The organism is Gemmata sp. SH-PL17 (assembly GCF_001610855.1).
GTDB classification, from domain to species: domain Bacteria; phylum Planctomycetota; class Planctomycetia; order Gemmatales; family Gemmataceae; genus Gemmata; species Gemmata massiliana.
Genome location: NZ_CP011271.1, coordinates 7,007,267 through 7,033,028, shown reverse-complemented (window position 1 = coordinate 7,033,028; position 25,762 = coordinate 7,007,267). Strand labels below are relative to the sequence as shown.

29 protein-coding genes and 1 riboswitch are annotated in these 25,762 nt (G+C 63.1%); of the genes, 22 read left to right on the top strand and 7 right to left on the bottom strand.

All coding sequences use genetic code 11. The features are described from left to right. Positions 1-153: 153 nt before the first annotated feature. Positions 154-1,440 (top strand): IS701 family transposase, encoded by a 1,287-nt coding sequence (locus VT84_RS29075; RefSeq protein ID WP_082838323.1) that lies wholly within the window; start codon positions 154-156, stop codon positions 1,438-1,440. Positions 1,441-1,449: 9 nt separating this feature from the next. Here VT84_RS29075 and VT84_RS29070 read toward each other — a convergent pair whose 3' ends face one another. The 4 genes from VT84_RS29070 to VT84_RS29055 form a co-directional block, all read right to left on the bottom strand. Beyond that, positions 1,450-1,965, bottom strand: a complete 516-nt coding sequence (locus VT84_RS29070; RefSeq protein ID WP_082841958.1) for a TIGR02996 domain-containing protein — start codon at positions 1,963-1,965, stop codon at positions 1,450-1,452. A 4-nt stretch (positions 1,966-1,969) separates the two neighbouring features. Then, a complete protein-coding gene (locus tag VT84_RS29065; RefSeq protein WP_082841957.1) occupies positions 1,970-2,464 on the bottom strand; it encodes a glutathione peroxidase in 495 nt (164 codons plus the stop codon). A 51-nt stretch (positions 2,465-2,515) separates the two neighbouring features. Next, positions 2,516-3,535, bottom strand: a complete 1,020-nt coding sequence (locus VT84_RS29060) for a 3'-5' exoribonuclease YhaM family protein (RefSeq protein ID WP_082841956.1) — start codon at positions 3,533-3,535, stop codon at positions 2,516-2,518. Positions 3,536-3,613: 78 nt separating this feature from the next. Then, positions 3,614-4,303 (bottom strand): hypothetical protein, encoded by a 690-nt coding sequence (locus tag VT84_RS29055; protein ID WP_082841955.1) that lies wholly within the window; start codon positions 4,301-4,303, stop codon positions 3,614-3,616. Positions 4,304-4,476: 173 nt separating this feature from the next. Here VT84_RS29055 and VT84_RS29050 point away from each other — a divergent pair, with 173 nt between their 5' ends. The 21 genes from VT84_RS29050 to VT84_RS28950 all read left to right on the top strand — a co-directional run bounded on the left by VT84_RS29050 (position 4,477) and on the right by VT84_RS28950 (position 22,636). Beyond that, the gene (locus VT84_RS29050) at positions 4,477-5,301 is read left to right on the top strand and encodes a DUF72 domain-containing protein (protein WP_082841954.1); all 825 of its coding nucleotides are present in this window, start codon (positions 4,477-4,479) and stop codon (positions 5,299-5,301) included. A gap of 197 nt (positions 5,302-5,498) precedes the next feature. Further along, the gene (locus VT84_RS41350; RefSeq protein ID WP_239465494.1) at positions 5,499-5,981 is read left to right on the top strand and encodes a hypothetical protein; all 483 of its coding nucleotides are present in this window, start codon (positions 5,499-5,501) and stop codon (positions 5,979-5,981) included. Positions 5,982-6,057: 76 nt separating this feature from the next. Next, complete coding sequence (locus VT84_RS29040; RefSeq protein WP_082841953.1) at positions 6,058-6,900, top strand: CPBP family intramembrane glutamic endopeptidase; 843 nt, start codon at positions 6,058-6,060, stop codon at positions 6,898-6,900. 122 nt (positions 6,901-7,022) lie between these two features. After that, positions 7,023-7,967 (top strand): ATP-binding cassette domain-containing protein, encoded by a 945-nt coding sequence (locus tag VT84_RS29035; RefSeq protein ID WP_082841952.1) that lies wholly within the window; start codon positions 7,023-7,025, stop codon positions 7,965-7,967. 88 nt (positions 7,968-8,055) lie between these two features. Then, complete coding sequence (locus VT84_RS29030) at positions 8,056-9,102, top strand: ABC transporter permease (protein ID WP_052556441.1); 1,047 nt, start codon at positions 8,056-8,058, stop codon at positions 9,100-9,102. A 140-nt stretch (positions 9,103-9,242) separates the two neighbouring features. Further along, the gene (locus VT84_RS29025; RefSeq protein ID WP_082841951.1) at positions 9,243-10,124 is read left to right on the top strand and encodes an SDR family oxidoreductase; all 882 of its coding nucleotides are present in this window, start codon (positions 9,243-9,245) and stop codon (positions 10,122-10,124) included. 17 nt (positions 10,125-10,141) lie between these two features. Then, positions 10,142-10,960, top strand: coding sequence for an endonuclease/exonuclease/phosphatase family protein (locus VT84_RS29020; RefSeq protein WP_157469936.1), 819 nt, complete (start codon positions 10,142-10,144; stop codon positions 10,958-10,960). A gap of 14 nt (positions 10,961-10,974) precedes the next feature. Next, on the top strand, positions 10,975-11,415 hold the full coding sequence (locus VT84_RS29015; protein ID WP_157469934.1) for a hypothetical protein: 441 nt from the start codon (positions 10,975-10,977) through the stop codon (positions 11,413-11,415). A 103-nt stretch (positions 11,416-11,518) separates the two neighbouring features. Further along, positions 11,519-13,000: a PD40 domain-containing protein gene (locus VT84_RS29010; RefSeq protein ID WP_082841949.1), complete on the top strand. Its 1,482-nt coding sequence runs from the start codon at positions 11,519-11,521 to the stop codon at positions 12,998-13,000. Positions 13,001-13,106: 106 nt separating this feature from the next. Next, a riboswitch (SAM riboswitch) is annotated at positions 13,107-13,272 on the top strand. Between the two features lie 148 nt (positions 13,273-13,420). Beyond that, positions 13,421-14,692: a threonine synthase gene (gene thrC, locus VT84_RS29005; protein WP_082841948.1), complete on the top strand. Its 1,272-nt coding sequence runs from the start codon at positions 13,421-13,423 to the stop codon at positions 14,690-14,692. Positions 14,693-14,850: 158 nt separating this feature from the next. Next, entirely contained in the window at positions 14,851-15,123 is a 273-nt protein-coding gene (locus VT84_RS29000; RefSeq protein WP_082841947.1) for a ubiquitin-like small modifier protein 1, read from the top strand. Positions 15,124-15,126: 3 nt separating this feature from the next. Next, positions 15,127-15,408 carry a hypothetical protein gene (locus VT84_RS28995; RefSeq protein WP_082841946.1) on the top strand — a complete coding sequence of 94 codons (282 nt, stop codon included), beginning with the start codon at positions 15,127-15,129 and terminating at the stop codon, positions 15,406-15,408. A 3-nt stretch (positions 15,409-15,411) separates the two neighbouring features. Continuing rightward, positions 15,412-15,753 (top strand): hypothetical protein, encoded by a 342-nt coding sequence (locus tag VT84_RS28990; RefSeq protein ID WP_052556421.1) that lies wholly within the window; start codon positions 15,412-15,414, stop codon positions 15,751-15,753. Positions 15,754-15,818: 65 nt separating this feature from the next. Next, the gene (locus VT84_RS28985) at positions 15,819-16,874 is read left to right on the top strand and encodes a ThiF family adenylyltransferase (protein ID WP_052556418.1); all 1,056 of its coding nucleotides are present in this window, start codon (positions 15,819-15,821) and stop codon (positions 16,872-16,874) included. Positions 16,875-16,927: 53 nt separating this feature from the next. Next, positions 16,928-17,245 (top strand): hypothetical protein, encoded by a 318-nt coding sequence (locus VT84_RS28980; RefSeq protein WP_052556416.1) that lies wholly within the window; start codon positions 16,928-16,930, stop codon positions 17,243-17,245. After that, entirely contained in the window at positions 17,242-17,496 is a 255-nt protein-coding gene (locus VT84_RS28975; RefSeq protein WP_052556414.1) for a hypothetical protein, read from the top strand. The genes VT84_RS28980 and VT84_RS28975 overlap by 4 nt, the downstream gene beginning before the upstream one ends. Before the next feature lie 10 nt (positions 17,497-17,506). Beyond that, the gene (locus VT84_RS28970; RefSeq protein WP_082841945.1) at positions 17,507-18,652 is read left to right on the top strand and encodes a cysteine desulfurase; all 1,146 of its coding nucleotides are present in this window, start codon (positions 17,507-17,509) and stop codon (positions 18,650-18,652) included. 135 nt (positions 18,653-18,787) lie between these two features. Then, positions 18,788-20,605, top strand: coding sequence for a hypothetical protein (locus VT84_RS28965; RefSeq protein WP_082841944.1), 1,818 nt, complete (start codon positions 18,788-18,790; stop codon positions 20,603-20,605). A gap of 173 nt (positions 20,606-20,778) precedes the next feature. Further along, positions 20,779-21,123: a hypothetical protein gene (locus VT84_RS28960; RefSeq protein WP_082841943.1), complete on the top strand. Its 345-nt coding sequence runs from the start codon at positions 20,779-20,781 to the stop codon at positions 21,121-21,123. A 136-nt stretch (positions 21,124-21,259) separates the two neighbouring features. Continuing rightward, positions 21,260-21,655, top strand: a complete 396-nt coding sequence (locus VT84_RS28955) for a BON domain-containing protein (protein WP_052556407.1) — start codon at positions 21,260-21,262, stop codon at positions 21,653-21,655. 279 nt (positions 21,656-21,934) lie between these two features. After that, positions 21,935-22,636 carry a TIGR02996 domain-containing protein gene (locus tag VT84_RS28950; protein WP_052556405.1) on the top strand — a complete coding sequence of 234 codons (702 nt, stop codon included), beginning with the start codon at positions 21,935-21,937 and terminating at the stop codon, positions 22,634-22,636. 276 nt (positions 22,637-22,912) lie between these two features. Here the strand turns inward: VT84_RS28950 and groL are convergent, their stop codons facing one another. The 3 genes from groL to VT84_RS28935 all read right to left on the bottom strand — a co-directional run bounded on the left by groL (position 22,913) and on the right by VT84_RS28935 (position 25,532). Then, positions 22,913-24,550: a chaperonin GroEL gene (gene groL / locus VT84_RS28945; protein WP_082841942.1), complete on the bottom strand. Its 1,638-nt coding sequence runs from the start codon at positions 24,548-24,550 to the stop codon at positions 22,913-22,915. Positions 24,551-24,620: 70 nt separating this feature from the next. Further along, positions 24,621-24,914: a co-chaperone GroES gene (gene groES, locus VT84_RS28940; protein ID WP_082841941.1), complete on the bottom strand. Its 294-nt coding sequence runs from the start codon at positions 24,912-24,914 to the stop codon at positions 24,621-24,623. A 204-nt stretch (positions 24,915-25,118) separates the two neighbouring features. Further along, positions 25,119-25,532 (bottom strand): response regulator, encoded by a 414-nt coding sequence (locus tag VT84_RS28935; RefSeq protein ID WP_157469932.1) that lies wholly within the window; start codon positions 25,530-25,532, stop codon positions 25,119-25,121. Between the last annotated feature and the right edge of the window lie 230 nt (positions 25,533-25,762).

Sequence of the window (25,762 nt, the reverse complement as noted above, 5' to 3'; positions counted from 1 at the left end):
CTCGTCTTGAAACCAGATGATTGTGAGTTCGGAGGCGTTCTGGTTTGGGGTTCGTGCGGATTGGAATGATTGAAACCGTCCGACGCACACGATCGTAGCACTACAGCGCGGGTTCGCGGCCGGTGAATAAGATGGGCCATCGGAGGGCATCCGATGACGGACCAGGAAATCGCAAGGTTAGGGCCGGCGTTCGCCCACTATCTGGGTCGGTATCGCGGCTGCTTCTTACAGAAGCGGACGGCCGACCACTTCGACAACTACGGTCGTGGTTTGCTCTCGGAGCTGCCGCGCAAGAGCGTCGAGCCGATCGCCCTGGCCTGTGGAACGGCGGTCCGCACCCTCCAGGAGTTCCTCACGACCGCCGACTGGCAACACGAGTCGGCGCGTGAGCAACTCCAACGGCGATGCGCCGAGGTGCTCGACGGGTTGCCCGGCGATGACCTGGGCACGGTCGGGGTGATCGACGAGACCAGTGCCGTGAAGAAGGGGGATCGGACGCCGGGCGTGCAACGACAGTACCTGGGGTGCGTCGGGAAGATCGACAACGGCATCGTGACCGTGCACGTGGGCGTCGCCAAGGGCACGTTCCAGGCCCTGTTGGACGCGGACCTGTACCTGCCCGAGTCGTGGAACGCGGATCGCCCGCGGTGCCAGGCGGCGGGCATCCCCGACGAGGTCCGCTATCGCCCCAAGTGGCGGATCGCCTACGAGCAGTTGGTGCGCCTGGATGCCCACGGGGTGCGGTTCGACTGGCTCGTGTTCGATGAAGGGTACGGGTCGAAGGTGCCGTTCTTGCGCGCCCTCGACGCCGTGGGCCAGCCGTTCGTGGGCGAAGTGCCCGTGAGCTTCTCGGTGACAACGGCCGCGCGCGACGAGCCGCGGCGCGCGGATTCGGTGCTGCGTGCCGACGACGCCCGGCGGGGCCGACGATTCCGGGTGTCGCGCAAGACCGTTGGCGACACCCGGTGGCGTGCGACGAGCCGGTTGATCGAGGTGCGTGGGTGCCGCTGGATGCTGGTGGTGGCGCAGAACGAATCGACGGCCGAGGTCAAGTACTTCGTCACCAACGCGACCGACGAACCGCTGGCGCGTGTGCTGCGGGTGGCGTTCCGGCGCGCGACGATCGAGCACCAGTTCCGGGTGGCCAAGAGCGAAGCGGGGATGACGCACTACGAGGGCCGGCAGTACGTCGGGTTGGTGCGGCATCTGATCTTGGGCCTGGTGGTGCTCGGGTTCGTGTCGATCCACACGGACCGGCTGCGGGGGGAAAAAACCGCAGGTGACGATGGAGCAGGTGTGCCGGGCGCTGAACGCCCGATGTGCGGTGACGTTCCGTCGGAGGCGCGGGACGCCGGAACTACTGCACGTCGGAGAGGTCATCCGCTACCACCAACGGCGGAACGAGCAGGCCACGAGAGCGCACAAAAAATGGCGACATAGATGCATCATCTAAACCCGCGCTGTAGTGGTAGGCAACGTCACCCCCAACGACTCACTTGTAGGTAGAAATTCCCATAACCCATCTGTAGGTAGCATTTCCAGTGGCTTAATCGAAGATGGTCTTTCTTGTTCGATGTGCTGAATGAGATAAGGGCGCTGCCCCTGTCGCGATTCTTCCTCTGCGACAATGCGCTGGACCTCTTCGATCATCGAACGATCTTCCAGTAAACTCGCATAAAAATCCCACTGTCGTAGCTCGCACAACGTGAGTACGCGCCTTGTTCGCAAGGTGAACTGAAGTGATTCGGTACGAACGTTTCCAATCGCAGTCAGCCACTTCGCATCGAGTTGCCCGCCGAGTTCGATGAGCCGGGTGTTCATTTCCTCGATCTGGAACTGCACTTTCAGGAATTCAGCTTCTTGGGGGCGCCCGTTCTCCTCCAGCCAATCGGCATAGGCGAGCCGCGTGGCGCGCTCGCCCGGTCGGTCTGCGATCGCTTTCAGGAAGCCGGCTTCGTCGCTCATTCCGTTACCCCAACAGGCGTTCGATATCGGCGGTGAGTTGGTGCGGGGCGGTCATCGGCCCGTATCGCGCGACCACGTTCCCGGCGCGGTCCACGAGGAACTTGGTGAAGTTCCATTTGATGCCGCGCGTTCCCAGCGTACCGCGAGCCGCGTCCTTGAGGTGCGAGTACAGCGGGTGCTCGTTCTTCCCGTTTACGTCCACCTTCGCGAACATCGGGAACGTCACGTCGTACTTCAGCGAGCAGAACGACTGAATCTCTTCCGCGTTGCCCGGTTCCTGGGCCATGAACTGGTTGCACGGGAACCCGAGCAGTACCAGCCCGCGCTCCTTGTACTTGCGGTACAGTTCTTCCAGCCCCTTGTACTGCCCGGTGAACCCGCACTTACTGGCGACGTTCACGACGAGCAGCACCTTACCGCGGTGCTGTTCCAGTGTGGTCGGCGTGTTGTCGATCGTGGTAACGGGGACGTCGTAGAGGTTCGTTACAGTCGCGCTCACGTGGGTTCTCCGCGGTTGGTTCTTTCACTTCTCTCGCGACAAGAGATACCGTCACACCTTGCGCGCTTTTAACAGCGGGCGCCCGAGGATGGGATCGCGGTCGGTGAACGGGCCTTCGGACGTGTCGCGGGTGAGGCACCGGACGTGCATTTCCAATTTCCCGTCGAGTTCGTCCGCGTGGTGGAGAATCAGGGCTTCGGGGATGCACGGAAACCGCGACGCCCCGCGCTCAGGGAGCCGCAACGGAGTGATGACGCAGTGTAACAGCAGGTCGAGTAGTTCGGGATCGAGATCGGGTACCGCGTGCGCGGCCGTGCGGATCATGTCGTAGCCGAGGAACAGGTGCCCGAATAACTCACCGGGAACATTCACATGACCGGGCTGGCCGGGCGGCAGGTCCACTCCGCGGACCCGGCCGATGTCGTGCAGCACGGCGGCCGCGACCACCAGCCCGCGATTGAGCGGCGGGTTCAGTTCGGGGAATTGAGCCGCGTACCGGTCCGATAGCCAGATGCACGAGCGCGTGACCGAAAGCGTGTGTTCGAGCCAACCGCCCGCGAACGTGTAGAAGTGCCGCGTGGAGGCCGGGAGCGTTTTGAGCGTCGCGGCATGTGTGGTGAGCAGGTTCAGCACGAGCACGCGGAGCGGGCCGTCGACGATCTCGCCGTTCACGATGGTTTCGAGTTCCGCGAACATCTCGGCCGGATCGTGCCGGGAGCGCTCCACGAAATCGAGTTCACTGAACCCGTCCGCGCGGTCGCGGTCCTCGACCTGTCGGATCTGCTCGACGTCGAGTTGCGGGCCGTATTTTTCGTGCTCGGTGTAGGTCGCACGCACCTTGAAGAACTGCCCGACCTGCCAATCCAGGGCCTGCTCGAATAACGGTGCGTCGCCCCAAATGGGCACGGCCCCAACGGTTCGCTTGGCATCGCGGTACTTGCAGGTGACGAACGGTTTGCCGTCCGCCAGTGTTTTGCGCTGTTTTTCCGCGAGTTGCACGAAGCAATCGACGTAATTCCCTTGTTGGAGGTCGGACAGCTTCGCCAGTACCGGCTTCTTGGCTTTCGACATGATGCGACTCTCAGTGGTGAGTGTGCATCGTACCGTGCGGTAACCCAAATGGCGATGGCGTAGAGAGAACACGCACCATTACGGCTTGTGGATCTCGAAGCGGAAGGAATCGATGAGCCGTTGGGACTTGCGATCGAGTTCGATATCGGGTGGGTTCACCGCGATCGCGCGGTAGACGCGCGAGCCGTTGATGAACACCTTGATCCGCGTGACGAACTGGTGCCCGACCGCGATGTGGTATTCGTGACCGGGGAAGCCGTGTTCGTTGAGCACGTGCTCATCGAGTAGCAACGGCGTCGTGCTACCCGACGACTTGCCCATATAGTGCTCGCGGAGCCTGTTGAACTGTTCTTCGAGTGGAATGTCTTTCCATTCCGGGACATCCGAGAACGTGAGTGAATAATTCACATTGCGGTCCGAGAGAGATACCACGAGTCGGTCCTCCTCTCCCTCGGAACCTACATCGTGTTGCGGGGCGTGCGGGAATTCGACACTGCACGCTCCGTCTGTGGTGGTGTGGCGGCTCCAGCCATCGGCCGTCTGCGACCAATGTTTGCCGGTTGTTGCGACGAGTGACACGAGGCCGCCGAGCACGATCACCGGACCGAGGAGTTTGAACCACTTCCCAATCTTCGCGTGCCATCGGTCAGCTTCTTCACTCGTGCCCGGCTTCTTCCCGAAGACGCGAAAACCGACCAGCGTTACACAGATGCCGATGAGAATGGAGACGCCGTTCGGGAGCACGTCGCCGAACATCTGAGCGGACATGAACGGTCTCCGGGGGGCTTGTGGATGTGCTCAGTGTAACCGCGGCAGTGGTTGGTGGCGCGCAACCGAACCGTAACGGCGCGTGCGCACTGACTCACCGAGTTTCCGTGCGTGGCAGAGTGCGGTTAGAATAATCTTCTCGCCCGCTCCGTGCACACAACCTACAAACCGGAATGAACGTTCGGATCGGTACGGCGGGCTATGCGTACCCCGCGTGGGTCGGCGGGTTCTACCCGCGCGGCACCACACAACACGACATGCTGCCGTATTACGCGACGCGGTTCGCGGCCGTCGAAATCAACTCGTCGTTCTACCGCCCGCCGACGCGCGAGCAGATTACGAAGATGGCCCGTCGGTCACCGCCCGGGTTCGGCTACACGCTCAAGGTGCCGAAGTCCGTGAGCCACGAGAGATCGGTCGACGACATCCCGGCGTTCAAACAGGCCGCCGACCACCTCGTCGCGACGGGCAAGTCGCTCGGGCTGATCTTCCAAATACCGGAAGCGTTCCACAACACCGTCGACAACCGCGCGTGGCTCACGCACGTCGGCGCGCAACTGAAGCCGCATCGAGTGGCAGTGGAGTTCCGGCACCGCTCCTGGAACGCGCCGAACTTGCGCGAGTGGATGGAACACGTCGATCTGGACCTTGTGAGTGTGGGCGTCCCGGACGTTCCCACGCTGTTCCCGCGCGGGCTACGAATCGCGAACCGCCGCATCTACGCCCGGCTCCATTCTCAGAACGCCGACAATTGGTACCAGGACGGTAAGCTGCGTTACGCTTACGACTACACTGAGGCCGAGCTGCGCGAGTGGGCGGTGGGGCTGAAGACTGCGGCCGAAAAGGATCGTGCGGACGAGGCACTGATTTTCTTCAACAACTGCGTGGGGATTCAGGCGATCACCAACGCCGAACGACTCTGCGCCATCCTGAAGGAAATCGCGCCCGCCGTTCGCGTGATCGACCCGCCGCAACCACCGAGCTTGTTCGATGAGTAGACTCGCGGTGCCGGATCGGTCATGCTGGGGGCGGTTCCAGGGGGCGACCGATGACCGAAGCGGAATGGCTGGCGTCTACTGACCCGGAAAGCATAGAGCCTTTCGCTGAGACCCTTGATCTGAACGGTTTTATCTGTTCGGCAGATCGGCAACTGCGGCTATATGTGTGTGGGTGTTGTCGTCGCCTCGGCACTGTGTTGCCGGAGAACATTTCCGGTTCTGTTATCGAAGTCGCTGAGCGTTTTGCGGATGACCGCGCTTCGGAAGTCGAACTCGAAGAAGCGACTCAGTGCTACTGCTACCAAGAATACGATTGGCTCGCCTACCTGCTCCTCCCTGACCTCCGGGTCGTCGCAGCCATCGGCAATGCGACTGACCGTGCTGCCCGGATGCACCCTGCCGGTTTCGAGAGCGAGCGGCGGTCACAAAGCGACATCCTACGGGACATCTTCGGCAACCCGTTTCGCGCCGTCATGTTCGATCCGGGCTGGCGCACGAGTGCCGCAGCAGCGCTGGCGTCCCAGATGTACGAGTCCCGCGACTTCAGCGCGATGCCGATCTTGGGCGACGCGCTCCAGGACGCCGGGTGCGACAACGACGACATCCTGAGTCATTGCCGCGGTGAGGGGCCGCACGTGCGCGGGTGCTGGGTTGTGGATCTGGTGCTGGGTAAAGGGTAGCGCTCTTTCTCATTTCTCGGAGCGCCAGTACACTTTCGCAGACGCTCCCGTTCGTTCTCCGCGGTGATTCGGGCCGATGACCAAACTGTTGCTGCACGTTTGGCAAACGTGGTTCGGCGAGCCGCTCCGTCGGGTCGAAGCGGAATCGCTCGCGTACCGGCTTTCCGACGAGGGCCGCCGGGTCGACTGGAAGACGCCCACGGTTCTGCTCACCGCCGCGATTTGCCTCACGCTCCAGCAATACACCGCGACCCCCGGTCAGGTGCTCGGGACGACCCGGTTCCTGGCGTCCACGTTCGGTGGGCCGGAATCCGGCGCCGAGGTCGACGCGCTGCTCCGCAAATGGAGCGGCGACCAGCTCGCTGCCCGCCTGTGGTGGGCGGGTATCGCGGTCCTCACGTATGCGATCATTCCGCTACTGGTTCTCACGATCGGGTTTCGTGCGCGCCCGGCCGATTACGGGCTGAAGTTGCGCGGCGTCCTCAATGCGTGGCCGCTGTACGTGGTGTTCACGCTGGTCATGGTCCCGCTCGTGTGGGTCTGCTCGGGCGAGGACCGGTTCCAGCAAACGTACCCGTTCTTTCGGTTCGGTTCGCCCGAGCACGTTCGGAAAGACTTGTGGAAGTGGGAACTCGCCTACGCCGCACAGTTCGTGAGCCTGGAATTCTTCTTCCGCGGGTTCATCATTCACGGTACCAAGCACCGCTTCGGCATGTACGCGGTGTTCGTCTCGGTCGTGCCCTATGTCCTCATTCACTTCGGTAAGCCCATGCCGGAAGCGACCGCGTCGATTATTGCGGGCGTCGTGCTCGGGTTCATGAGCCTCGTTACGCGGTCGGTCTGGCTCGGCGCTGCGCTTCACATTGGCGTCGCGTGGGGAATGGATTTCGCGTGCTTGGCGCGCCGCGGATTTCTGTGAACCTCATTGTGCGCGGCTGTGTCTGTGTCGGTCGCCCGACCCCGAACGGATTTGACACCGGGTCACATTTCTCGCGCCCAAAGCGGTGACCGTTTCGTTCCCGTTTCCCTAAAACTGAACGTATGACCTCTGCCATTCGCGTTAGCGGCCTCGTGAAGACGTACCCCGCTCGACCGCCGGTCGAGGCCGTGCGCGGTCTCGATCTGGAGGTGAATGTCGGGGAGTGCTTCGGGCTGCTCGGTCCCAACGGGGCCGGAAAGACCACGACCCTCGAAATCATCGAGGGGCTGCTCGACCCGACCGCGGGCGAGGTGGAGATCCTCGGGCTGAAGTGGGGCACAAACGACACCGAGATCCGCAACAAGATCGGGATCTCGCTTCAGGAAACGCGGCTCTCGGACAAACTCACGGTGCGCGAAACGGTTACGCTGTTTCGCTCGTTCTACTCGGTCGGCATCGCGCCGGACGAGGCCATCGGCCGCGTGAGCCTCGAAGAGAAGGCCAACGCTTACGTCGACAAACTCTCCGGCGGGCAGCGCCAGCGCCTCGCGGTCGCGACCGCACTCGTCGGCGACCCGGAGTTGCTCTTCCTCGACGAGCCGACTACGGGGCTTGACCCGCAATCCCGGCGCCAGCTCTGGGACGTGATTCGCTCGATCAAGGACCGCGGGCGCACGGTCGTTATCACCACGCACTACATGGACGAAGCCGAGCGGTTGTGCGACCGCGTCGCGGTGATCGACCACGGAAAGGTGATCGCGCTCGGCACGCCCGCGGAACTGATCGCCCGCGTTGGTGGGGAGCACGTCATCGATCTCGATATCGATCCGACCAGTTCAACTCGCCCCCGAACCGCCGAACTCTCGAATCTGCCTACCGTGAACTCGGTGCGAGAAGAGGGCGACCACGTTACGATCACCGCGAGCGAGCCGCACCGCGCGCTTCCCGCACTTCTCGACCTTGTGCGAACGGTCGGAGTGAAGATCGCGGGCCTCACGACTCGCACTGCAACCCTCGAAGACGTGTTCGTAACGCTTACCGGGCGCCACCTGCGCGACGAATCATAGTTCCGAGTTCCAGGTTCTGAGTTGAAAACCGACTCGAACCGGAACGTGTGTTTTTAACTCTGGAACTGGGCACCTGGAACTCGGAACTATGTCTCCACTCTGGCAACTGACGCTGGCCCGGTTCCGCGAGTTCTACCGCGAGCCGGCCGCGCTCTTCTGGGTGTACGGGTTCCCGCTGATTCTCGCGTGCGTGCTCGGGATGGCGTTCAGCGAGAAGCCCGTGCCCGCATCGAACGTGGACATCTTGTTCGACCCGGCGAACCCCAGCGCGGCCGAGAAGTTGCGCGAGAAGCTCGGGGCCGATCCGGGGCTCAATGTCGCGTTCAACGACGAAGCGACCAGCCGCAAGCGGCTCCGCACGTCGAAAACGGACGTGATCGTCATCCCGCGCCCGGGAACCGCGGGCGGTCACGAGTACCTGTTCGATGAGACTCGCTCTGAAAGCGTGCTCGCGCGCAACGCCGCAGACCGCGCCCTGTTACGGTCCGCGCACCCGACTCAGGCGCTCCCGACCGAAACCGCTGTGACTGAACCGGGTGGGCGCTACATCGACTTCCTGATCCCCGGCTTGCTCGGCATGAACTTGCTCGGGGGTGGGTTGTTCGGTGTGGGGTTCGCGGTCGGTGACCTGCGCGTGCGCAAGCTCTTGAAGCGCTTCCAGGCGACGCCGATGCGCCGGTCCGATTTTCTGCTGAGTATGATGTTGAGTCGGCTCATCTTCACGTTCATCGATATTGGGCTTTTGCTCGGGGTCACGTACCTCGTGTTCGACATCCGCGTGCGCGGGAACCCGCTCGTTTTTCTCGCGCTCGTCGCGATCGGGGGAGCCGGGTTCGCCGGGCTGGGGTTACTCATCGGTTCGCGCGCGCGCACGATGGAAACGGTCGCGGGGCTGGTGAACGCGGTCATGCTTCCGATGTACGTGCTTTCGGGCGTGTTTTTCTCCGCGGCACGGTTCCCGGAGGGGATGCAGCCGTTCATTCAGGCGCTGCCGCTTACCGCGCTGAACGACGGGCTGCGTGCGGTCATGAACGATGGTGCCGGTTGGGAGGCGCTCCCGCACCCGCTGATCGTGCTTACTTTGTGGGGCGGTATCAGTTTCGCGATCGCGCTTCGCATTTTCCGCTGGCGCTAGGCCACCGTTTGGGTACGGCTTGAACTTGTACTCGGCGCCGGGGCGTAGGAGCCAGGAGCGGAAGCCGTCGCAGAACCGGATCAATAAAACGGCACGCGGACAAGAACGGTCCGCGTGCCGTGTCATTTTCAGAGGCTCTCATGCTCCCCATTAATCTCTCGGGCAAAGTCGCACTCGTCTCCGGCGTCGGCGACAACATTAGCTTCGCGTGGTACATCGGGAAAACGCTCCAGGCGGCCGGAGCCACGGTCGTGCTCGCGTGCCACCCGCGCGTGATGGGGATCGTCGAGGGGGTGCTCACCCGCGACGTGGACCGGGAGTCGCGCCTGCTGCCGGACGGGAGCGAGTTCAAGCCGGCGAAGCTGTTCCCGTGCGACGCGAGCTACGACACGATGGCCGACGTGCCGGACGAGATCCGCACCAACCGTCGCTACGCGCAGTTCCCGGAATACTCGATCCAGGGCACCGTGGACGCGGTTGCGAAGGAGTTCGGCGGGATCGACATCCTCATCCACTCGATCGCGTTCAGCTCGGAAATCAAGAAGTCGCTGATCGAGACGAGTCGGAAGGCGTACCACGAGGCGATGGGGATCTCGGCGTACTCGCTCGTGAGCATGGTTCGGGCGGCGGCGCCGCACATGGCGAACCGCCCGGGCGGGGCGAGCGTGGTGGGGCTGACCTACGTCGCCGGGGAGCGGGTGGTCCCGCACTACGGGGGCGGCATGGGGACGTGCAAGGCCGCGCTCCAGATGGACGCGAAGCAGCTCTCGTGGTTCGTGGGCGACAAGAACGTCCGCGTGAACCTGATCTCCGCCGGCCCCTACGCCAGTCGCGCGGCGCGGGCGATCAACCCGGACTTCGACAAGCTCATCACGCACGCGGCCGAGCACTCCCCGCTGCGCCGGCCGATCGAGCCGGAAGAGGTCGCGAACGCGGCCCTCTACCTGTGCAGCCCGTTCGCCAGCGCCGTGACCGGTCAGATCCTCTACGTGGACTGCGGTTACAACATCATGGGGACGTGAGCGAGAAGGGTCGCCCCGTGATTACGTTTCTGTTCTGGAACATCAAGAAGAAGCCGCTTTCGGGCCGCGTGCGCAACTTGGTTGTTGCACACGCGGTCGACGTGGTGGTACTCGCAGAGTGCCAAACACCGTCCACAACGGTCGTAACCGCGCTGGACGCCACGGGACATGGTCCGTTCGCACTCGTTCCGGGATCGGGTTCGAGGCTCCAGCTCTACACGCGACTGCCCACCGCTCGTTGGCACGCTCTGTACCAAGATCCGCTCGAAGCGTGGCTGACGTTCCGGGTCCAAATCGGCCGCCGCCCGGCTTTTTTGTTGTTCGTTGCGCACCTGCCGAGCAAGCTCCACGCGGGCGAAATGGACCAACTGCTGGTCGCGAACCAACTGGCCGCGAATATTCGCGCCACAGAAACCCAGCAGGGGCACGAGCGCACGATCGTTGTCGGCGATTTGAACGCCAACCCATTCGAGAGTTCGGTCGTTTGGGCCGGCGGACTTCAGGCCGCGATGAGCCGCGACGTGGTCGCCCGATTGGGCGGCGAGCGCGAAGTGCGGGGCACCGAATACCCGCTCTTCTACAACCCGATGTGGGGCGCCCTCGGGGACCGAACCCCTGGTCCCTCGGGCACCTACTATCGCTCCCCTTCTGGGAGTGTAAACTACTTTTGGAACACCTACGATCAGGTGTTGTTGCGGGCGCAACTGATGAATCACCTTCGCGACGTGATCGTTCCCGACACGGACGGTGTGAACACGTTGCTTACTGTCAACGGTCTACCGGACGCGGCAAGTGGTTCCGATCACTTACCGCTAGTGTTCCGACTCGACTGGTGACCGCCGGGGGAATCATGGCCGATGAGATGACGAGCTACTGGCCCGACGATTTTGACGTGAAAATTCTGTCGCCGTTAGCCGTATTGCGAATCCAAGCTGGAGCGCTGTCCGCGAAGACTCACGGGTTGTTGGAAGCCGAGGTGGTGACCGCATCTTCGCAGAGGAGCGTGACTCACGAGCTTCAATTGATCGCCCCGGCGCTCAGCGGCGAGCGCCGCACGGTGCTAACCGTAATACACGCCATAAACGAGCCCTACCCAGCGACGCTTGAGGCCGCCATATTTGAGCCCGATGCCGACCATTACGACACAGAACGGGAGTGGCGTCCGGAGGCATCGACGTCCCAAGAGTTTAAAGATTTGGTAAAGCGCGTGCTTCAGTCGAAGCAGGTTCGCGGGGTAGTTGAATCACTGCTCGCTCGGAGTCAAGAGAGTTCGGCTTCCGCTTCTGCCTGAACCGTGCTGCGAATGTTCCCTGAACGTCGCCGAGGCCGCGACGACGTATCCGTTTTGACGCAGGTTCCGCCGTCCCGCGTTCTTTTCTCGAGGCTCCCCTATTATGCCCATCCCCATCACGTGCCCCGGTTGCTCGGCCCGGATGAACGCGCCCGACGCCGCGGTCGGTAAGAAGGTCAAGTGCCCCAAGTGCCAGACGGTGCTCGCGGTTCCGGCACCAGTGGCGGACGTTCCGGCCTTCGAGGTGGTGGAGGATGAATCGCCGGTTGAGGCGAGTACAGGGCGCAAGGGGGCGCGGAAGAAGATCGTGGTGGAAGACGACGAGTGGCCTCGCCGGAACCGGTCACGCGCCGCAGGGCCTGAGAGCGAATCGCGCACAACGCGAAACGTCGTCGTGGGCGTGGTCGCCGCTTTCAGCCTCGTAATAACGGTCGGTGTGGTGGCCGGCGCGGTCTACTACATGAGCCGTGGTCAGAGCGAAGACAATGCCCCGGCGAACACGAGCGCCGATCCTCCGGCAAAGGAGGTCGGTTCAGGCGAACCTGGTTCCGCCGTCCCGAACCCGTCTGTCGACCCGCCTAAGCTACCCGAGTTCCGAGAGGTTCGCTCGTTTTCGTTACTTGGAGACGGGAAGCGAATGGTCATCGGTGGCGCTGCCCGGTTGGAAAAGGGAGCCGATCGCACCCGTGAAAATGAAGTTTGGGTTTGGGATTTCCGTACCCAACCACTGAAAATCGCTCCGCTGTCTGGCCCTCTAATCCAATCTCTCGTTTCTCCTGATGGTACGTTGCTCGCAGTTCGTCCATTGCTTCAACGCAAAGTCGAGTTTTTCTCTCTTGAAACGAATCGGGTCGTGAAAGCGGTTCAACTTCCGTCTGACGCCCCTCTCGTGGGGACGATGACGTTTACGGAGGACGGTTCCGCACTTGTGCTGATCGATGGTGGCACGGTCCTCCTGATCCGGACGGACGGAACTGTCGCGCAGAGGAAGGGATTGCAAAGTCCCGCTCGAGAGGAACTCGATATGAACCGGGGCATGACCTACGTTCCCGCGCTCAAACGGGTCGTGAGTCTCAGAGATTTGAGGGACACTTCGGGGCCAGAATTGGCAGCGTGGGATCCGTTGTCAGACGCACCGCCTGTGGTGTTGCGGTTAAAAGATGTCAGCTATCGGGCAGCCAGTTACACCGCGTCCGCGGATGGTAAGACAATCGCAGTTTGCTCTATGGCCGGGCACGGGGCGTGTGAGCTGACATTTCACCGCACCAACGACGGGGTTCGTACCGGGGCATTTCCGGTCGCGGGCGGGCCATCCGGTGTGTACAGTCGGCTTGCTCTTTCGTCCGACGGCCGTTACTTGGCTGGTGTCACCGCTGGTAGTAGACGTTGTGATTTGATTCGTGTCGCCGATGGCCGGCGCCTTTATCGGATTGACCTTCAATTGCTGGACGTGTTGGATAGCGTCGGTAGGGCAGGTCCGGTGTTCAGTGGTGACGGAAAGTGGCTCTATTTCGATGCGAAGGGGCTCATGCGACGAGTTGCGACTGAGACTGGAGAGGAAGAGCTGTTGTCCAAAGCGCCCTGAACGTGAAAAACACCCGAATGCTGTTGCCGTATTCGCGAAAGTACCGTATCTTTCTTCCAACGCGCTGTGCGTGCGCAGCCGTTATTGAAAACTTAAGTTGGTGAGTATCTTATCCAGAGTGGCTGAGGGGCCAGGCCCGACGACGCCACAGCAACCGGTCTACTGTTGCACGTTCCCAACGTGCGGCACGCGATGCAGGTGCTAACTCCTGCCCGGCAAACGCCGCGGCTCCCGAACAACGGGGGAAGCGGTATGGCCGGGGAAGATAAGATCTCGCGCGGGGCTAATAGCCCCGCCGTACTCTTATCTCACCATAACTGCCAAATTTGGCAGCACTTCTGGCTAAGTAAACCCACCCACTCAAAACGAATTTTCGCCGCGTGATGCGGTCCGTGCGTCTCTCTTCTCAGAGGTTCTGCTGTGGCGAGTAACGACTTCGTTCTGGGGCTGAAGTGTCGCGTGTGCGGCAAGCTCTACCCGAAGGCCGCGAGCTTCTTCTGCCCGGACGATTCCGGGCCGCTCGAAGTCGCCTACGATTACGACCGCATCAAGCCGAACGTTAGCCGAGCCAAATTCACCTCCCGCCCCCGCAACATGTGGCGCTACCGCGAGTTGCTCCCGCTCGACGGCGAACCGACCGTCGGCCCGCAAGTCGGCGGGACGCCGCTCATCCGCGCCGACCGGCTCGCGGACGCGCTCGGCGTCGAGCGCCTCTGGATCAAGAACGACGCGGTCAACTTCCCGACGCTCTCGTTCAAGGACCGCGTGGTGTCGGTCGCGCTGTCGAAGGCGCGCGAACTCGGGATGCGGATGGTCGGGTGTGCCAGCACCGGCAACCTCGCGAACAGCGTCGCGGCCCTCAGCGCCTCCGCCGGGCTGGAGACGGTCATTCTCGTGCCCGCCGACCTGGAGCGCGTGAAGATTTACGGCACCGCGCTCTACGGCGCGAAAGTGGTGAAGGTGTCCGGTACCTACGACCAGGTGAACCGGCTCTGCACTCAGATCGTGATGAAGTACGGTTGGGGATTCGTGAACGTGAACCTGCGGCCGTTCTACGCCGAGGGCTCCAAGACGGTCGGCTTCGAGATCGCCGAAGACCTCGGCTGGCGATTCCCGCAACACGTCGTGTGCCCGATGGCCGGCGGCGCGCTCATCGGCAAGATCCACAAGGGCTTCACCGAACTGAGTCGGCTGGGACTGGTTGACGCCCCCGTGACGACGAAGATGTACGGCGCGCAGGCGAGCGGGTGCAACCCGATCAGTGACTGCGTGAAGAGTAACCGCGAGCGCCACAAGCCGATCAAGACGCCGAACACGATCTGCAAGAGCCTCGCGATCGGCGACCCGGCCGACGGGTACTTCGCCGCGAAACTGATCCGCGACAGCGGCGGTTGGGCGGAAGACGTGACCGACGCCGAAATCGTGGAGTCGATGCTGCTCCTCGCGAAGACGGAAGGCGTGTTCGCGGAGACGGCCGGCGGAACCACGCTCGCCGTGGCGAGGAAGCTCATCGAGTCGGGCCGCATCCCGCGGAACGAGGAGATCGTGATCTGCATCACCGGCAACGGGCTGAAGACCCAGGACGCGGTGTTCGACGCGATCGACGAGCCGACCATCATCAAGCCGACGCTGGTCGACTTCGAGGCGCTCACCGGGGCCGCCGAAGCAGTCGCCGAACCAGCGCTGGCATGACGCGATAGGTGTCCGGCGAGCGGGAGTTGACCTGCTCGCCGTTCCCGGTCCCGCCTTCGCGAAGTAAGATGAAAAGATTCACGGCCAGCGACGCGCTCGCGTACCGAGCTTCACGCGCGCCGGCCGTAACGCACGAGTTTGATTACCGACGAGGAGATATGGCGATCAAGATCCAGATCCCGACGCCGATGCGGGAACAGTCGGGCGGGAAGGCGGAAGTGGAAGTCACCGGGGCGACGGTCAAGGCCGCGCTCGAAGACCTGCTCCGCCAGTACCCCGGGCTCGGGGCGAAGTTGTTCGATAACGGCAAACTGCGCCCCTACATCAACGTGTTCCTCAACGACGAGGACATCCGCTACCTCGACGAGATGGACACCGCGGTCACGGACGGCGTCGTTCTCGCGCTGATCCCGGCCGTCGCCGGCGGGTGAGCGATGCCCGTGGTCAGCGTCTCCGAAATGTTCCTCGACCGTGCGGTGACCGGCACCCATTGGGTGACAATTCGCGTCGAGGCGAATACGGGGCCGACGATCGCGGCGGAGCTGCTGGCCCGGTTCCCACAGCTCCGCTTGAAACATCCAGAGGCGGCGAAACCACACGAAATACGCTGGTTCGGACTCTGGCGGGACGACGGCAACGACGATCTGAGATACGAACCCGATGTGTTGATTGGCGAAGACGAGGTTGTTCACTTCGTCAACCAGCTTGGGTGTTGAACGATGGCCGACGAAGCACCGGACGCGAAGCCCGAAGAGACCCCCGAAGGGGCCGCGGTGTTCCCGGAGATCCCGGAGGAACTCGGCGTTCACCCGTTGTTACTCGCCGCGATCCACGCTTACGTGTTCCTCGAAGGCTCCGAGGCCGCGGTGCTGAACGCGGCGGTCGCGGAAGAGGCGATGAACTACATCGTGTCGTACCTCCAGCGGCTCGACGGCAACGACCTGCGCCGCGCCCGCGAGGACATGGCCACCCTTGTCGGGTTCGCGAAGACCGAGAAGTGGCCCAAACAGCACGTGCGCTTCCTGCAAGAGTTCCTCAAAGAAAACGGAATAGGTCAGTAGGCGCTGCGCCGACTCCACACCGAAGGGGGAGCGCGAACCGCTCCCCCTTACTACTTAACGTACCCATGACCGACACCAACCCGCTCGAACGCTACTCCCGACAAATGCGATTCCCCGGTCTCGGCAAGGTCGGGCAGGAGAAGCTACTCGCGTCGCGCGTCACGCTGTGCGGGTGCGGGGCACTCGGCACCGTGCTCGCGAACGTACTGGTCCGCGCGGGCGTCGGGTTCGTCCGCGTCATCGACCGCGACTTCGTCGAGCCGTCGAACCTCCAGCGCCAGGTGCTATTCGACGAGTCCGACGTGACGAACAACCTGCCCAAAGCAGAAGCCGCGGCCACCAAGCTCCGGCAGATCAACTCGTCGGTCACGGTGGAGCCGATCGTCGCGGACATCAACCGCACCAACATCGAGGAGTTCTGCGAGGGTGCCGATCTCATCCTTGATGGGAGCGACAACTTCGAGATCCGGTACCTCATCAACGACGTCGCCATCAAGCACAACAAGCCGTGGGTGTACGGTGGCGCGGTCGGCAGCCAGGGGATGAGCATGACCATCATCCCGGGCGAAACGCCGTGCTTGCGCTGTGTGTTTGAAGCGGCTCCCGCGCCCGGTGAAACCGGCACCTGCGAAACCGCCGGCGTATTGGCGCCCGCGGTGAACATCGTCGCGAGTTACCAGTCCACGGAAGCGATCAAATTACTGTCTGGGAACAAGGCCGCGGTGAACCGCGAGTTGCTCATTCTCGACGTGTGGGAGAACACGAACAAGCGCGTGAAGGTAGCGCCGTTGGCCGGGCGTAAGGGGCAGTGCCCGTGTTGCGCGAAGCGCAACTTCGAGTGGCTCGACGGCGCCCACGGCACACAAACGACCTCCCTGTGTGGGCGCAACGCGGTCCAGGTGAGCCACCGCGTGAAGGGCAAGCTCGACTTCGCGTACCTCGCGAGCGTGCTGAAGCAGTCCGGCGAGGTGAGCTACAACAAGTTCCTGCTGAAGTTCCAGCTCACCGAGAACGGCGACCCCTACGAGTTCACCGTGTTCGAGGACGGGCGCGCGATCATCAAGGGCACGAGCGAAACGGACAAGGCTCGTACCCTTTACGCGAAGTACGTCGGGCACTGAGCCGGGTAGCCGGACGTCCGCCGCTCGTGGTACGATGGGGCAGGAGGTGAATCATGCCAGAAATCGTGCTGACCGAAGAACAGGCAAAACAACTGGCCGGGGCGGTTGCGCCCGTTGAAGTAAAAGACTCCGCGGGTCGAGTTGTCGGCCGCCTCGATCCCGTACTGACGCCCGAGTTCATTGCGGAACTCAAGCGCCGGGCCGCGACGCCCGGCCCGCGGTATTCCGGGGTACAGATCCAGGCGCGGCTGCAAGCCCTACAAACTGAACAAGATCGCATCGGCCGGTTCGACGCCGAATATGCGAAGGCGTTCCTGGATCGCCTCGAGCAAGCGGACCCGGGCACGTATGGGCCGAAAGGGGCGTCATGAATTTCACGGTCGATTGGCAACCCGAGGCCGACGACGGACTGGCCGACGTCTGGACGGGTGCATCGGACCAAGCGGCCGTTACTCGCGCGTCCGCGCTAGTCGATCAACTCTTGGCGCTCGACCCTTTGGGTCTCGGTGAATATCTGTCCGAAGGGTTGTGGCGCGTGCGCGTGCCACCGCTCGTGGTCCACTACACAGTTGATTTGGCGCGCCGACACGTTGATGTCACTCACGCCGCCCGCACCGCCTGATTCTAATCTCATGATCTACCTCGATAACGCCGCGACCAGTTTCCCGAAGCCGGAGAGCGTGTACGTCGCGATGGACCGCTTCGCGCGGACCTCGCTCGCCAACCCCGGGCGCTCCGGGCACAAGATGGCGCTGGAGTCCGAGCACGCGCTGTCCGACGCCCGGCACCGGCTCAACCGCTTCTTCAACGGGCGCGACGCGGACCGCTGGGCGTTCACGCTCAACTGCACCGACGCGCTTAACATGGCGTTCAAGGGCGTGCTGAACGACGGCGACCACGTCATCACCACCGACCTCGAACACAACAGCGTGTCGCGCCCGCTCGTCGCGCTCGCCCAGGCGGGGCGCATCACGCTCACTCGCGTGCCGGCCGACGCGGGCGGGAGCATCGACCCGGAAGCGATCCGCGCCGCGATCGGGCCGAAGACCCGGCTCATCGCGATGACGCACGCGAGCAACGTGCTCGGCACCGTGCAACCGATCGCGGACGTGGGGCGCATCGCACGCGAACACGATCTGCTGTTCCTCGTGGACGCAGCTCAAACCGCGGGCGCGTTTCCGCTCGACATCCAGGCCGCGAACATCGACCTGCTCGCGTTCCCGGGGCACAAGTCGCTGCTCGGGCCGACCGGGTCCGGCGCTCTGTTCGTCGGTCCGCGTGCCACGCTGCGTCCGTGGCGCGAGGGCGGGACCGGCGGAGACTCGCTCACGCCCACGCAGCCGACCGACTTTCCGCACCACCTCGAAGGCGGCACGCCGAACGTGCTCGGCGTCGTCGGACTGATCGCGGGGCTGGATTTCGTGGAAGAGAAGGGCGTCGAGGCGATCCACCGGCACGAACAGGCGCTCTGCGAGCGGCTCCGTGCTGCGCTGGTCGAATTGCCCGGCTTCGAGCTTTTCGGGCACGCGGACCCCGCGCGAAGGGTGAGCGCACTCAGCTTCCGGTGCGAGGTGCTCGCCGCGCCGGAACTCGCGGGACTGCTCGATCAGTCGTTCAACATTGCCGTTCGACCCGGGCTGCACTGCGCCCCGTACATACACAAGGCTCTCGGTACCGCACCCGACGGCCTCGTGCGAGTCAGCCCCGGTGCGTTCAACACCGAAGCCGACATCGACCACCTCGTTGACGCGCTGAAGCAGATCACCGGCACCGTGTGAGCCGACTCTGTTAAGTGTTCTGTGCCGCAAAATAACTTCACACTGGAACCACGCGAAGCAAACACTACCCTAATTGTCATTCCGCCGGTGAACATTCCCCTCTCAACGCCAGCGGTACTCGCGAGGTTCTTACTCATGCTGCGTCGCGTATTGTTCGCGCTCGCCGGGGTCGCTGTTGCAGCGCTCCTGGCGACGGACCGCACCCCGAGTGCAATCGCCGCCGAGGGCGGCATTGCCGGCAACTGGCAACTCTCAACCGTGACCGCCGGTGGCGAATCAACGGTGTGCATCCTGAAGATCGAGACGAACGCCGGGAAGCCGTCGGTCGTCATTCTGGCCGCCCCGCAGAACACGGAAACGACCGTGGGCGACGTCCGCGTGACGGACAAGACTGTGGCGCTGAACGTCAAACTGGTGCGCACCGTTGGGGGGCGACAAGTTCCGACCGAACATGCGTTCGTCGGGGTTCGCGGGGCGGACGGGAAGGTGATCCTGGGGAGTACGGGCACCGACACGTTCCGTACCCGGGCCAAGCTGACCGCGACCGATAAGGACAAGCTCGAAGGCGAGCTCTTCGTTCGCACGCCGCTGCCCGAACCGATGACGAAACTCCAGCAGCTCAACAGTCGCGTGGCGACGGCGCAAGGCAAGATGATCCAAGAAAAGGATCAGGAGAAGCGGAAGGAACTGCAGAAGGAGTTTACTGAAGCGCGCAAGGATCTCGAAGAAAAGCTCCCCGGCTTGTACAAGGAAGTGGTCGAGAAGCACGCCGACACCCTGGCCGCGTCCGACGCCGCGGTGAACCTGCTCGCGATGTCCGCGCGCACGAAGACGACGGCCGACGAAGCCAAAAAACTCATCCAGATCGTGCAGAAGCAGGGCGCCCCCTACGGCCCGCTGTACACGGGCGTCACGCTCGCGCGGGTCGCCGAAACGCTCGCCGCCCAAGAGGGGCTGGAACCGGTCGCGCTGGCCGCGATCGAGCCGTCCGCGAAGGTGCTGACGCAGGACGATTCGGCCGCGGTGCGGTCTACGATTCTGTCCGCCTACCAACTCGCGCTGACGAAGAACGGCAAGACGGACGCCGCGAAGACCGTGGCCGCCGAACTCGCCAAACTGGAACTCGTGCTCGACGCGGAATACGCGAAGACGGTCCCGCCGTTCAAGCCGACCGCGTTCGCCGGGCGCCAGGACAAGAGCGCGAACCAGGTCGCCGTGATGGAACTGTTCACCGGCGCGCAGTGCCCGCCGTGCGTGGCCGCGGACGTCGCGTTCGACGCGCTCCAGAAGTCGTACAAGCCGACCGACCTCCTGCTGATCCAGTACCACCTGCACATTCCGGGACCGGACCCGCTGACCAACGCGGACACCGTGGCCCGCGCGAAATTCTACAACGTGAACAGCACTCCCAACACGTTCTTCAACGGTAAGGCGGCGGCAGCGGGCGGTGGTGGCATGCCCAACGCCGAGAGCAAGTTCACCCAATACCGCGGCATCATCGACCCGCTCCTGGAGAAAACCGTCGAGACGAAGGTCGGCGGCCGGGCCACGCGCGCGGGCGACAAGATCGACATCTCGGTCGAGGTGACCGAGGGCGCCGGCGACGACATGAAACTCCGGCTGCTGCTCGTCGAAGAGAACATCAAGTACGTCGGCGGGAACCGACTCCGGTTCCACCACCAGGTGGTACGCGCGATGCCGGGCGGTGTGGACGGCGTTGCGATCAAGGACAAGGCGTTCAAGCAGACCGTTACGGCCGACCTGGGCGACGTGCGCAAGGAACTGACGAAGTACCTCGACGAGTACGCCAAGACCCGGCCGTTCCCGAAGGCGGACCGCCCGATGGATATGAAGGCGCTGAAGGTGATTGCCCTGGTTCAAAACGATAAGACCAAGGAGATCGTTCAGGCCGTTCAGATCGAAATCGATGGCAAAATTGCGGGCGGACAGTAACACTGTTCGTTCTGGTGAGGACCGGCGCCACGGGTGGCGCCGGTCTTTTCGTTTTCGCGTTCGGGTACGGCGCGAAGCGCGGGCTTCCGCGTTCAAGTATCTTTCCTTCACGGCTCCCCCCGGATATCTTCACCAAACAGCCCACTCATCACGCCGTCATGGAGGGACTCGCAATGACGTTCGAGATAGTCGTGCAGTTGCCCGTTACCGGCGCGTTCGGGACGGACGAAGAGTTCGACTTGCGCACGCAGTTGGAGCGTGACTTCAACGCGGCACTTGTGGCAGAAAATGCGGGCGAGTCCGGGCGCGGCGAAACCGACGGCGGGCGCATGAGCGTCTACCTGGAGTCCGTGACCGATCACGACGTGGCCCTGCGAATTGTGAAGGGCGTGCTCGTGCGGCACAAATTGCTGCACCGCGCAACGGTCCTTCTGGAAACGCGCTGCGAGGCCGATTCCGACGACATCGAGCGCCGGGTTCTTTGGCCGCTCCAGTCCGCGGCCGTGCGCGTGGCCTGATCCTTTACACCTCACGGACCGAGCGACTCTCCCACTTCGGTGGCGGGAGGCTGTTGTTTGCTTTCTCTCCAATTGCGCTGACGCCGAGTATCGGTCATACTGGAGCATTCGCCCGCGTTCCGTTCGGGTCGCTCCGATGCGTCAATTTTTGGCCGTTCTTATTTTGGTTGCGCTGTTCCTGGTGCTCGTTGGGAGCCGGTTCCAGGCGTCCGACGGCGATAAACTCGCGGCCGTGTCGCGCCTCACTGCCCGAAAGATACAAGCGGCACTTCCGCCAGACGTGAACATCGCCGCGCCGATCGAAGCGCTACGCAAGGGGCTGCCGACGCACGCCGACGACGCGGTGCGCACGCGGCTCGCCGCGGACAAGCGGTTCGTGGGCGTCGAGTTCAAGGTGACAGCCGAGGGGAACGTGGTGACGCTCCGCGGCGTGGTACCCGATGCGCGGATCAAACGATTGGCGGTCGGCGTGGCCGAGAACACGGTCGGTGTCGAGAAGGTAGTGGACGAGCTAGCAATTCCGGCCGAATGAGGCGTGCGATCAGTGGTGTCACCAGAGACCGAGAGACTGTTGGCAGTGTTGCGCGATCGAGCGTACAAATCCCAATCATCAATCCTTTCCGTTGAAACAAGTCCGTCCTGAATCGGAAACAATTAGGGTTACAAACACCGTAACGGTGCGGAGCGCTGGAGCGCGACGAAACACGAAGGGCTTCAGTGGACCGAAGGGGAGCCTTGAGGTGGAATAGGTATCCCGCACCCGACTGAAGCGGTTCGTGCGACTCGTTCCCGAACGAGTTGAGGACGTGGCGTGACGATCGAAGAAACCGCTCTGCTCGCCGCGATTGCGGCAGAACCTGTCGAGGACGTTCATCGCTTGGCCTACGCTGATTGGCTCGATGAAGGCGGCCGCCACGAGCGCGCTGAGTTCATCCGGGTGCAATGCGAGCGCGCGGTATTGGAACGCCCGGTTCGGTTGTTCAGTTGGCACGATCCCGAGTGCCGGCGGAACTCAGGGCGGCACCGGCGCCTGTTCGAGTGGCGCGGCGACTGCCAGCGGTGCGCTGAACTGCGCGCGTATCACAGCGGCCTGGAACAACTCAAGACTCGAATCAAGGCGCTCCGCGAGCGCGAGCGTGCTCTGTACCAAACCGCGACGGTGTGGCTGCTGCCGACCATTCCGGCCGCAATCACCCAAGTGGTGCTCGATTGGGGCGAGATCAACGTCTCCTGTACCGGCCTCGCTGGAGTTATGCACCGCGGCTTCGTTGATGGCGTTACCTGCACGTTTGGCGATTGGCTCGCACATTGGCGTGCGGTTCTCGCGGCCCAACCGATAACCCGTGTGAAGCTGAAAACACATCCGGAAATCGCGCCCGTGTTTCAGGACGATCGCGTCGTTGGGGTGAGCGTCGAGGGCGGGCAACATTTGCACCCTTATGGATGGCCTCCTGTCGCAATGCTCGAAAAGGAGTGGCCCGGTCTTTCGTATGAACTGCCGCCGTCGTTCTAGAGTCGCAAAATCACAAGAACTCTCGCTCCCGCGCGGTCGTACCTCGTCAAACCAAGCTCGTCCTTGAGGGACTGTAAATCGCTCTCATTGTTTAATCCGCGTTATCTGCGTTATCCGCGGCTCTTCCTTCTGCTTCTCACGCGCTGGGTGTCGCTGCCCGCTCCCTCGCGGTCGCGGCTCGTCAAACTCCGAAATGCGATCGGCCCGGGTACTCACAATTGAGTACCCGGGCCGATCGTTGTTACCGAACCTTACGGTCTCGCGACCGCGGGTTGGTTAGTACATGTCGTCGTATGCGCCGGGGGCGGCGTCCTTCTTGCTGTCCTTCTTCTGCTCTTCGGCGATCATCGCGTCGGAGGTGAGGAGCAGCGTGGCGACGCTGGCCGCGTTCTGGAGGGCGCTGCGGACGACCTTCGTCGGGTCGATGATCCCGCGCTTCACCATGTCGTCGTACTCGCCGGCGCGGGCGTCGTACCCGTAGTTCTTGTCGTTCTTCGCGAGCACTTCCTTCGCGATCACGTTGCCGTCTTCGCCGGCGTTTTCCGCGATCTGCTTCACCGGCGCGCGGCACGCGCGGACGATGATCTTGTACCCGACCTTCTCGTCGTCGCTGAGCCCCTCGGGGGCGGCCAGCCCGGTGCTGGAGCGGAGCAGCGCGGTGCCGCCGCCGGGCAGGATGCCTTCCTGGTGCGCGGCCTTGGTCGCGTGCATCGCGTCCTCGACCCGCATCTTCTTTTCCTTCACTTCGCTCTCGGTCGCCCCGCCGACGTTAATCTTCGCGACCCCGCCGGACAGCTTCGCGACGCGCTCCTGGAGCTTTTCCTTGTCGTAGTCGCTGGTGCTCTTTTCCAGTTCCTTCTGGATGGTGGCGATGCGCTCCTTGATCGCCGCCTTCTTGCCGCCGCCCTCGATGACGGTGGTGTTGTCCTTGTCCACCTTGATCTTCTTGGCGGAGCCCAGGTCTTCGAGCGTGACGGTTTCGAGCTTCATGCCCAGGTCTTCAAAAATCGCCGTGCCGCCGGTGAGCACCGCGATGTCCTGGAGGATGGCCTTGCGGCGGTCGCCGTAGCCCGGGGCCTTCACCGCGCACACCTTGAAGGCGTAGTTCGACTTGATGACGTTCACCACGAGCGTGGCGAGCGCTTCGCCGTCGACTTCTTCGGCGATGATGAGGAGCGGCTTGCTCTGTTGGACGACCTTCTCCAGGATCGGGAGCATGTCGCGGGCGGCGCTGATCTTCTTCTCGTAGACGAGGACGTAGGCGTCTTCGAGTTCGCACTCCATCGTTTCGGAGTTGTTGATGAAGTACGGCGACAGGTAGCCGCGGTCGAACTGCATCCCCTCGACGAACTCGTAGTTCGTCTCGATGGTCTTGGCCTCTTCGACGGTGATGACGCCGTCCTTACCGACCTTGTCCATCGCCTCGGCCAACTTCTTGCCGATGTCCGCGTCGCCGTTGGCGGCGACGGTGGCGACGTTCTCCAGGCCCTTTTTCCCGCCGACCGGGATGCTCATTTCCTTGAGCTTGGCGACGATGTCCTCGACGGCCTTTTCCATCCCGCGTTTCATGAGCATCGGGTTGGTGCCCGCGACGACGGCCTTCAGCCCCTCGTTGAAGATCGCTTCCGCAAGCACGGTCGCGGTGGTGGTGCCGTCACCGGCCACGTCGGAGGTCTTCGACGCGACCTCCTTGACCATCGCGGCGCCCATGTTCTCGTAGTGGTCCGGGAGCTGGATCTCCTTCGCCACGGTCACGCCGTCCTTGGTGACGGTCGGGCTGCCGAACGACTTCTGGATGATGACGTTGCGGCCCTTCGGCCCCAGCGTGACTTTGACCGCGCGGGCCAACTTGCCGATGCCGCGCTTCATGGCGTCGCGGGCTTCCTGGTCGAACGCGATCTGCTTGGCTGACATGCTTAAACCTCTGTCGGGAGTGTTTAGTGTTTCGTGTTAGGTTATGGTTCGGTCGCGGTTCGGCGGGACGCTACCCGAGGACGCACAGCACGTCGCCTTCGTGCATCAGGAGGATTTCGCCGTCGGCGGCGCGGTCCTTGAACTCGTCGCCGGCCCACGAGGTGAAGAGCACCTTGTCCCCGGCCTTGAGCTGCATCGCGGCGCGGGTGCCGTCCGGCTTGAGCCGGCCCGGTCCGACGGCCACGACGGTGCCGCGCTGGGGCTTATTCTTGGCGCTGTCGGGCAGCAGAATCCCGCCGGCCGTCTTCTCTTCAGCGGCTTCGCGGCGAACAACGATGCGGTCGCCGATTGGTTTCAGGCCCATTGCGGCTCCTGTGACTTTGAAGCGCGAACTCCAATTGTGTGCCGCGGTACATGCAATAACCGTGCCCGGCTTTGGTTGCGAGTGGAAGTGCTGAAATGATTGCGAGTTACGTTGAGGTTGCGTCGCGGTGAAATGAGCATTCCTGCCAGGATTGCGGCGGCTCAAGGGAGGAGGGCTGACGCTTTGTCAGGGGCGAAGAACGCATCACCGCTTGGGGCGCAACAGCCGCCTGACGAGCCGAAACCAGTCGGATTCGATCCAGTCGTCGCCGAACGGCGGAACGCGGTGGTGCTCCCAGCCCGCGAGTTCGAGTTCGCCCGCCATCATTTCACCGCGAGCACCGTTACTGGTGTGGATGATGATTGGGCAAGTGGGCTGGAGCGCTGCAAGGTGCTTCGCCACGTCCAATCCGTCACCGGGATCACGCGGACTGGAAGGTTCGAGGTCGTGGTCGAGTGAGATGATCGCAGCCGTTGGTAAGAACTGCCCCATCTCCGCAACCATGAGGTGCGCGTCGGGCCACCAGATCAACTCGACTCCGAGGCGTGATGCGGTCGCGTGGAAGCGGTCGAGCCGCTCCGCATCGTCTTCGAGCATCAGGACGACGGGTGCAGTCATGATTCGTCTGCCGGTGGGAGACCGAGGCGGAAGATGCTGTCCGGGCCTGGCATCGTTGGCTGCCAGCCCGCTCGGAGTGCAGCGCGAATTCCGGCCGCTACACGTCGCGGAGTCGCGATATCTCCAGGCGCTTGGTGGCAGTTGTCTGGGCGAGCGCCACCACGCAAATAGAGAACACCATTCAGTCGACCATCACGCCAAACGAACACCACAAGTTCCCCACAAGAGCC